8 protein-coding genes and 1 pseudogene are annotated in these 9,261 nt (G+C 42.7%); all 9 read right to left on the bottom strand.

Annotation, left to right across the window (positions count from 1 at the left end):
- Positions 1–278: 278 nt before the first annotated feature.
- Positions 279–749 (bottom strand): annotated as a pseudogene (locus tag ACO4PX_RS06185) (glycine/sarcosine/betaine reductase component B subunit).
- Positions 750–764: 15 nt separating this feature from the next.
- On the bottom strand, positions 765–1,541 hold the full coding sequence (gene prdD, locus ACO4PX_RS06180; RefSeq protein ID WP_308579481.1) for a proline reductase cluster protein PrdD: 777 nt from the start codon (positions 1,539–1,541) through the stop codon (positions 765–767).
- A gap of 65 nt (positions 1,542–1,606) precedes the next feature.
- A complete protein-coding gene (locus ACO4PX_RS06175) occupies positions 1,607–1,852 on the bottom strand; it encodes a hypothetical protein (RefSeq protein WP_472446107.1) in 246 nt (81 codons plus the stop codon).
- Between the two features lie 27 nt (positions 1,853–1,879).
- A complete protein-coding gene (locus tag ACO4PX_RS06170; RefSeq protein ID WP_007156069.1) occupies positions 1,880–2,332 on the bottom strand; it encodes a glycine/sarcosine/betaine reductase selenoprotein B family protein in 453 nt (150 codons plus the stop codon).
- A gap of 36 nt (positions 2,333–2,368) precedes the next feature.
- Positions 2,369–2,614, bottom strand: a complete 246-nt coding sequence (locus ACO4PX_RS06165) for a CBO2463/CBO2479 domain-containing protein (RefSeq protein ID WP_007156068.1) — start codon at positions 2,612–2,614, stop codon at positions 2,369–2,371.
- Between the two features lie 2 nt (positions 2,615–2,616).
- Entirely contained in the window at positions 2,617–4,482 is a 1,866-nt protein-coding gene (prdA, locus tag ACO4PX_RS06160) for a D-proline reductase (dithiol) proprotein PrdA (protein ID WP_007156067.1), read from the bottom strand.
- 15 nt (positions 4,483–4,497) lie between these two features.
- Positions 4,498–5,970, bottom strand: a complete 1,473-nt coding sequence (gene prdC, locus ACO4PX_RS06155; protein WP_485571999.1) for a proline reductase-associated electron transfer protein PrdC — start codon at positions 5,968–5,970, stop codon at positions 4,498–4,500.
- Positions 5,971–6,210: 240 nt separating this feature from the next.
- Entirely contained in the window at positions 6,211–8,124 is a 1,914-nt protein-coding gene (uvrC, locus tag ACO4PX_RS06150; RefSeq protein WP_485571998.1) for an excinuclease ABC subunit UvrC, read from the bottom strand.
- On the bottom strand, positions 8,117–9,261 hold a 1,145-nt coding region (locus ACO4PX_RS06145), incomplete at its 5' end, for a putative glycoside hydrolase (RefSeq protein ID WP_485571997.1). The genes uvrC and ACO4PX_RS06145, both read right to left, overlap by 8 nt.

The raw sequence follows: 9,261 nt of genomic DNA, 5'->3' as shown, positions 1-9,261 counted from the left end.
TGGGTCTATAATAGGGGCAATCTGAGCCCGTCAGTACTTACTGAAAGCGAGCAAGGCGATGCTTGAAGTTAGTACTGTTACGAAGGCGAGGTTAGCGGGAGCGTGCCCCAATTATAGACCTATACTGCATTAGAGCGCATTTTTATAATTAATATAGTCCTTCAATACATAGGATTAAGCTAACGAGAGCTCGCCCTGATTTCAGACTTATATTAATTAGAAAAATATTTTGATTTACATCCTCTTTTTATAGATCTTCATATGTTCTTACAAGGCGATTATCTTTTCACAGCTCTCATTTTCAGCTTCAAAAGTGCCTTTGCCTTCTTTGCATCCTGGGCAACAATATTATTTTCCCCGACAACGTTGGTTTCAATGCCTTCTTCACTCTTGTTAAAGTCCACAATAGTATTCATATATTGATTCGTAACTACAAAGGCACCCTGGGTTCCCACAAAGGAAACTCCTACAACCGCAATATCTCTTTTACCGATTTCTTCAATTGCTTGAGAAAAATCCAAGTTTCTGTTTCACCAGCTGTCCTCACTGACAATTGCCCCTTTTACACGAAGGGCTTCCGCCCAGGCACCTACACGACTACCGGTAAAAAGTTTATTAACGTTATCCTGTGGAATTCCGGCGATTATAATACCTACAAAGTCCAAGTCAGTATCATCGCATAGCTCTTCTACCAGAGGGTCACGAAAATGATGCAGGGTGGTTTCTTTGGTTGATGGTCCAATTCCCATAAGCTCCTCCTCTTCTTAATATAATGCTCGAATAGCGCCATCACGATACTCATTGGGAGAAATAATCATCGGCGCTCCGGTAATATCAATAATTGAATGAGATCCTATAAATCCGGAAGGTTCATCCGGAAGAAATCTGGTATCATACATAGCTCCTTGACCGGAAACCATCTTCACCAAAACCACTTTATCCTTACCCGGACGTTCTACATCCTTAAAATCATGACGCTCCGTACAGAAGGAACCGTTGGTTTTCTTCAATACTTCGCGAATTTCCTGACAGAAATGATCACATAGTCTATGGCAGGCATCAGGCCCAGGTCTGGAATATCCGGCCTTCGCCTGTAATACCACATCAATTAGAATGATGATATCCTCAGGTCCTGGTGTACCGGCACGGCCAAATACCACCTGCTCATCTAAAAATCCGTCGGAATTACCAAAAGCGGAGACATAATTGCCTTCCGTATCCGTAGCAGTAAGGATTACATACACTCCGGTTAAAGTATGGCTAATTCCCTCTCCTATTTTTCCTAATACTTTGGTAGAAATAGGCATTATATCCATAATAGAATTAATGGGAATGTGTCTTTCATTTTTATGAATGATTTTTAGACTGCAATCTTCAATCAGCTCTTCCTGCTTAGCGAAGTCCTTTAAACGATTGGGATTGATCACCAAGCTATATTCTTTATTTTCCTCTTTTTTCAAGGAGACTTTCTCTCCCTCTGAAACAGCACGAACATGAAAAGCTTTAATCGCTAACTGTCTCAATACTCTTTCTTCACTCATTCTATCCTCCAAGGAAATTTTAGAAAAAAATGGAAGCATGAAGATCATGCTTCCATTTCTTGGCATTATACCTTCGCAACGTATTCATATGGCAAAGGAACAATCTTACCTGCAGACTCGATTTCCTCAAGCTGCTCTAAGGTATCCTTTACGATATTGTATTGCATTTCTCTGTTGTTTGGCTCTCCGGCATTTGCACCCATCGGAACGAGAGGAGCAACTGCTCTGGGGGAACCGGTCTGTCTTACGACAGGAGGTAACGCAGCAATGATAATTGTAGGAATTCCTGCGGCCTCAATAGCTCTCTGCACAAGCACGGCAGAACGATGGCAAGTTCCTCAGCCAGCGGTGAGGATTACGGCGTCTACGCCCTCCTCTTTCAGCTGTCTGGCAATTTCAGGACCTGTCTCGTTTTTGAACTTTTCCTGGTTTCCACCACCGCCCATGAATCCGAAGTGTACAGGAGCTACCCCCTTAATTACACCATCTTTAGCCAACTCATGAAGACGATCAATTGGGAACATACAGTTGATATCTTTGTTAACGTCACCGTTATCGTAACCACCATGTGATACCATTAGTTCGCTAGAAGGCATTGTATCCTTGATAACTCTAAAGGTAAAATCACCAGCCAGGTTAAAACGCTTGTCATCTTTATGGTGCACACCTGCGGCCGTTGCAATGGCAATAACCATATCCTTTAACGGCTTTGTGACAGGAGCCCATACAGGTGGAGGAGTAACAGGTACGAAGATTTCAGACTGCATCCCTTTTACTACAGTATTACCCATGTCTTTCTCCTTTCATAAATTTTTTATGTAATTATTCTACGGCTCTTGGCGCTTTTGAATATTACTAATGTATTTTTCATTTACATCCGGACTTAATTGCTCAATAAAACTCATATTGAAACCAACCTCCTGACCGACTTTAATTTCATAATCGGAAATGAGCATCCGCATGGGAATTTTTAAAAAGCCCAAACGACCTTTTAAGTCAATCCCCACGGCACCATCATGAACCTCCACGATAATGCCTTCCATGTAAATAATCTTATCTGTGTATTTAGCCATAATTATGCGTTCATGTACTTCTCTTTGAACTTATCACTCATTGGAAGAGAAGTTTCATTCTCAACAAGCTCAATGGGCTTTCCGGTAACATTGGAAACCAACTCAATGTTCTGGGTCTTTACGTTTGGATTCCACTTACGTTCAGCCTTCTTCACCTCTTCGCCTGCCATCTCAGCCTTCAACATGCTTAATGCACGGATAGCGTCCTCAGTACAAAGGGTGTTGTTAGCAAGAATCTCGTTCTCAATTCCGCCTTCAGATTTGTTGTTATCTACCATGCTGGTCATGTACTTGTTACCTACAACCAGAGCACCCTGGTTAGCACAGAAGGACATACCTACAACCTTGATTCCTCTCTTACCGATCTGCTCGATGTGAGAAGCAAAGTCAATGTGGTTGTTTCCGAATCCCTCAGTGGTTACAAATGCACCATCCGGTCCGATAGCCTCTAAGGTCATACCTACACGACGAGAAACATAGAACTTCTCAGCGTTAATCTGTGGAGATCCAACCAATACAACACCGGTTAAATCCACTTCATGATCATGAAGAACCTCTAATACCAACGGCTCTCTCCAGTAGTGACGAGACATCTCCTTAGATGCAGGTCCAATACAGGTTAATGCATGGATACATCCATCAAGAATCTCTAATGGAGAAACTACTACCGGAACGTTTCCGATATCAACGTTAGGCTTAGCACCAAGTACACCAACAGGCTCAACAGGAAGGAGTAAGTTATCATGCATTGCTCCCTGTCCCATGATTTCCTTAACGATAACAACCTTCTTCTTACCCGGTCTTCTTACCTGGTTAAAGGTCTCAGTATCAACAACCAAGCTCTCATCAGCCTTCTTTAATACCTTACGAATTTCATCGGTGATTAAGTCAGTTGCTGTGTGAGCAGCCAATGGTCCCGGACGCTCCATGTTAGTCTTCTCTTTGATGGTTACATTGGTCTTAATGAAGATATCTCCCTTGTCAGGACAACCGGGACGTCCCCACATAATATTCTCATCAAGGTATCCTTCGGAGGATCCGAACTCACCAATCTGAACACCATTCTCATCAGTTCCGGAAACCACCATAACAACGCCGTCTAATACACGGGTTGTTCCGGTTCCAACTTCATCATCACCCTCTTTGGTGGCGATAGGCTGAACATCCATGATGGTGTTGGAGTAGGTATGATATTGATCCGGAGTAATGATATCAATCTTCAGATCCACTACAAGCTTCTGAGAATCAACACATTCCTTTTCAATGCCTTCGCGAATGGTAAGAACGGTACCCTCTAACTTGGTTTCAGGACCTCTCTTAACTTCAGTAATCTTGAAGTGCTTTCTGGTAAGACTGCGAACTACCACTTCCTCATCTGTAGCAACCGCTCCGGGAGCTGCAACACCTGCATTACCTGCTACAGCCTGTGCTGCATTAGATACTACAGGAACGCCGGATGCGCCGCCTAAAGCACCTACAGGAATCTGAATGTCGATTCCCTTACCTTCACCAATGTGAATCTTCAAGCTTCCTCCTAAGGCAGGTGCTGCTACTGCTCCTACTGAAGCTGCCGGGGCTACTACTGCCGGAGCCTCTTCTTTAGCTGCCTCTGCAGGCTTATCGGCAAGCGCTACTAAATCTTTTGTAAGAGGTGTGAGAGAATCACAGGTCTTTAAAAGCTTAGCCCCTAAAACATCGCCAATGGTTAAACAACCATCCAACTTCAACAATCCCTGATCTACCAAATCATCAAAGATTTCAGGATCCTCCAAGTTGTGGCTGGAGAGAACTACTCCCTCCTCAGCCCTACAGCATAACACCGCCGGACTGCTCTTGTGCTCTTCTGCATACTCTGCTGAAATAGACATATTTTGCTTCCTTTCTTATGAAAATTCTATATGAATATCTTGGCCTTCCTCCACATGGATATGGAATAATCCATCATCCAGCATGGTAGAAAAGCTGAATTCCTGCTCCACTGCCTGCTCTGTCTTTTTCTCTTCCTTCGGGAAAGGAAGCTGGCGACCCTTATCATCTACCGGTAGCTGCTCTACAACCTTGGACTTGGTTAAGTAACGCATAGGCTCCATACCCACGGTTTCAAAGATATGATCAGTCTGATGATGAACATTCAGATTCATCTTCGGTGCAGATCCCATAACCGTGTTGGTACAGTCACTACAGTTTCCGATAATGACATCGGTACATCCTGCATTCTTGAAGTGTAAAATCTTCTGTGCCTGTCCGGGGCAGTTTCCGGGGTTCTGGCACTTCAGTGTTCCTCGAACATCTTCAGCCTGCTTACAAGCCTGTACATCCGTAACCACGGCATTGTACTTCTTGCACAAATCTTCCATTCTTTCCAGGTTTCCACCACAGGCACAAAGAAGAATACCCATCTTTGCTCCCTTTAAATCCTTAAAGGGTTCTGTAACCAGGATTCCACCGCTGGTTTTGGTAATCGGTGTAGAAAGATCAACAGCATGTCCGGTGAAAGGACCTCCTAAAACGATTTCTCCGTATTCCCCGTCAATACCGCCGGCCATCTCGATAAGCTCACCTACGGTAGTGCCTACAGGAACATCCATAAAGACCTGAGTCTTAGTTCCCTTCTTTAGCTTTCCGCCAACGGAAATATTCTTTAAGAAGCAAGGCTTCTTATCCTCAATTGCCTCTGCTATGCGAAGACAGGTCTCTACGTTAATAACAACGGAGTCAGCTTCTGAAGGAAGGGAAGTGGGAGGAAGTAATTTACCAAGAACCTCACGAACAACAGCTCTTTCTTCTCCCATCGGGTAGATATCCGGTAGTAGATGAATGGAAATATTAGGGAATTTGTCCTGTAAAGAAAGAAGAACTTTAATTTCTTCCTCATGCTTCTTTTTAATGGCGATTACACCCTTAGCAGCATTGGTCACCTTCATACAGTAATCAATACCCCGCATGGTTTTTTCAGGCTGTTCCATAATCTGCTTCATGTTATGCTCCAGCAAAGGTTCACACTCCGCTGCATTTACCAGAATATATCCGCCCTTCAAGTCGATGTTTAATTTCACTGCAGTAGGGAATCCTGCACCGCCCATTCCCACGATTCCTGCGGCTTTAATCAAATCAAGAGTATTCTCGCCCTCAATCTTTACGTAATCATCGCTCTGCTTCTCGGAAGCCTCGACGATGACCGCTTCCTCGGTAATTTCTTTTACCACACCATCCACACTGGAATGCACATTGGCGCCAAGTTTCTCCGGTGCAGCAAGCAAGGTTCCTCTTTTAACGGAATCCCCTACCTTTACTACCGGTGTAGCAGGTGCACCGATGTGCTGTCTGAGTAAAATTGTTTTAACCACTTTTCCCATCTCCTTCTTCAACTTACTGATTTATGGAATATTTTCATTATCGCCTGACACGATAAAGTGTTACTCATCCTTCCTCTACAAAAGATTGTTAATTCTTTAGTAATACTACGGCGAAAATTCGGTTTTTACAAGTATTTATTGTCATACGAAATAAATTCTTGCCATTTCTCGAACTTGGCTAAACAGCAAGAAAAAAGCGCTAAATTGCTTGGATTATCTGGCAATTTCGTAAGAATTAATTTAGACCTTTCCATCGTCCATTCTATTTCTGTTCTTAAAAAAATGCAATACTGATTGAGCGCTTTTTTCATCCATACCCGGACAGGATAGCAGTTCTTCAAAATCAGCGTTAGCTACCCCCTCCAAATCTCGAAATTTTCTCATCAATGCCTTTCTTCTCACCGGACCGATTCCGGGAATATCCTCCAAAAGAGAATGAATCTGCTCTTTTCCTCTCAGGGAGCGATGATAGGTAATGGCAAAGCGATGTACCTCATCCTGAATTCTGGTAAGAAGCTTAAAGCATTCACTTCTCTCCGATAAGGGGTATTCATGATTCCCCACCAATAATGCTCTGGTACGATGATGCTCATCCTTAATCATTCCGCAAACAGGAATGGAAATATCCAGACTTTCCAGTACGGACTCACAAATACCGACCTGTCCCTTGCCTCCATCCATCAGTATTAAATCGGGAAATTGAGAAAAACGCCCCAGACGGTCCTCTTTTCCTCCCGCCTTATTCTCCTCCTGTTCCTTTAAACCATGAGAAAAACGTCGGCTTAGCATCTCCTTCATTGCCCCGTAATCGTCTTGTCCTACAATACTTTGAATTCTAAATTTTCTGTACTCGTTAGGCTTTTCCTTTCCCTCCTGGTAAACAACCATGGAACCTACCGTAAGAGCGCCTGATGTATTGGAAATATCATAGGATTCAATCCTTTTCGGAATTTCCGGCAGTCCGCAGGCATTCTTCAATTCCTCCAAAGCTTCTTTTCGTTTCTTCTCCTCCATTCTGTATTTTTCCACATAACGAAGCATCAAAATACCCGCATTTTTTCCGGCAAGTTCCACCAGCTTTTCTTTATCTCCCTGCTTGGGAACCAGAATATAAACCTTCTTTCCCTTCACATGACTCAACCATTCTTCCAGAATCTTTTGATCCGGCAGTTCAACTGGCAAATGGATTTCCTTCGGAATAAAGGGGGTACCGTTATAAAACTGTTGCAAAAAGCTGGCTAGGATTTCTCCATCACTCTGCTCCTCATCGATCCGTAAGAACTGATGGTCTCTTCCGATAATTTTACCGTCACGAACAAAGAATATCTGCACAATACAGTCGCTGTGATCCCTTCGTAAGCCTATAATATCCCTGTCCTCTCCATCCAAGGCGGTAATCTTTTGTTTGTTTTGTAAGCTTTGAATTGCCTGAATCAAATCACGATATTCCATGGCCTTTTCAAAGTCCAAACGCTCCGATGCTTCCAGCATCTTCTCTTCCAATTCTTTAAGGGTGGCCTCTGTTTTTCCGGATAAAAACTCTGTAAGCTTCGGAATGGCAGCTCTATATTCCTCCTTGGACTGCTTTAAAACACAAGGTCCCAGGCATTGTCCCATATCATAGTAGATACAAGGGCGGGCTAAAGGATTCTCCTCGGAAAAGACTTTATTACAATTCCGGATATGCATGGTTTTTCTGAGTAGCTCAATAACCTCATTAACCCGTTCCATGGAAGCATAGGGGCCGTAATATTTCGAGCTCTTAATCTTCTTATTTCGGGAAGCAAAAAGTCTGGGATAGGCCTCTTCCACGCTTAATCGAATATAGGGATAGGCTTTGTCATCCTTTAAAAGAGTGTTATAACGAGGCTTATATTCTTTAATCAGATTGGATTCCAGCACCAAAGCCTCTATCTCTGAATCCACAACAATATATTCAAAGCGTCGGATTTGAGCGACCATCTGTTGAATTTTCACGGATTTTTTCGTTGATTTTTGAAAATATTGTTTGACTCTGTTTTTTAGAATTTTCGCTTTTCCAACGTAAATCACTTCATCCATATCGCCATGCATTAAATAAACTCCCGGCATTGCCGGGAGTTTTTTCAACTCTTCTTCAATAATAAACTCTTTATCAAAGTTTTTCTTATCCATTATTTCCTTCCTGATCCGTCTTGGCTTCGGATTGTACCGATGCTCCCTCTTCCTTGGTATAGAAATAGGAAAAATCATAGTTACTTCCCGCATTCCAAAACAGCCATTCATCATATCCGCTATCGTATACAGCCTGAATTTGTGCCCGGAATTGTTCCTTTTCATAAGGAATATAATGCTGTAGATAGGATGCTGTAAAGCCCTGTAGCCAGGGACGAACCGTTGCCTGATAGTTGTCTCCGCTTTTCACCAAAGCCAGTTCCTTCTGAGATGACCTTAAAGCAGAGTAAATCGTTTTGTAGGGATCCGTATCCGGATGTTCTATACCGAAATTTCCGTCTCCATAGTGAGAGGGATAAATCATAGGACACATATAGTCCACGGAAGCTGCCATATCCGAATAATCCTGTCCAACAGCGGTACTGTCCACATAGGAACCGATAATGGTTCCAAAAACATCCGTAGACAAAAAGACTTGTTTATTCGCTAAACGATCTGACATATACTGTACAAATTCTGTAATAATTTGGGTTTTATTGGTCTCTGCTTCTTCCGGGTACTGCACTTCCTTCATACCCTTCTCTGTACAAAATCGAACGTAATCCAGCTGAATTTCATCAAATCCGTCATCAGCACAACGTTCCGCCACAGAAGCAATATAATCCCAATAATCTTTTTTATAAGGATTAATCCAGGTCATCCCGCTATTATCTTTAAATAAGCTTCCATCCGCCTTCTGATTCATCCATTCCGGATGAACTTCTCCCATGGCAGGGTCACGAAAACAAACTAAACGAGCAATTAAATACAGTCCCTGTTCATGGCATTTTTTAAGCAATGCCGGTAAGTCTTTGACGATATTCGTCGTATTGTAGAACTCCTGCTGTCCGCCATTATTCATCTGATATACGATTTGTCCGTGATCATTTTTAATATCAATGACTAAAGCATTCAGCTCAGTATCCTTCATTTTCGATAAGATATCCTCCATTTTCGGAGAACCTGCGGTAAGGTCTGTAATATAAATTCCCTTTACCTTTACCCTGTCCTTCTGAATATCTTTTTTCTTCCAAATCAAGGCCTCTTTTGCTTTCTCCTCCTCTTCCGCCTTTTCCTTAGCCAACAAGCTTTCCTGTG

This window comes from Oribacterium sp., assembly GCF_057249185.1.
This window is presented reverse-complemented; position numbering and strand designations above follow the sequence as displayed.

What these genes read in the sequence shown, in the direction of transcription:
- prdD (WP_308579481.1), bottom strand. Translation starts at nt 1,541, where the DNA reads ATGAGTGAAGAAAGAGTATTGAGACAGTTAGCGATTAAAGCTTTTCAT.
- ACO4PX_RS06170 (WP_007156069.1), bottom strand. Translation starts at nt 2,332, where the DNA reads ATGGGTAATACTGTAGTAAAAGGGATGCAGTCTGAAATCTTCGTACCT.
- ACO4PX_RS06165 (WP_007156068.1), bottom strand. Translation starts at nt 2,614, where the DNA reads ATGGCTAAATACACAGATAAGATTATTTACATGGAAGGCATTATCGTG.
- prdA (WP_007156067.1), bottom strand. Translation starts at nt 4,482, where the DNA reads ATGTCTATTTCAGCAGAGTATGCAGAAGAGCACAAGAGCAGTCCGGCG.
- prdC (WP_485571999.1), bottom strand. Translation starts at nt 5,970, where the DNA reads ATGGGAAAAGTGGTTAAAACAATTTTACTCAGACAGCACATCGGTGCA.
- uvrC (WP_485571998.1), bottom strand. Translation starts at nt 8,124, where the DNA reads ATGGATAAGAAAAACTTTGATAAAGAGTTTATTATTGAAGAAGAGTTG.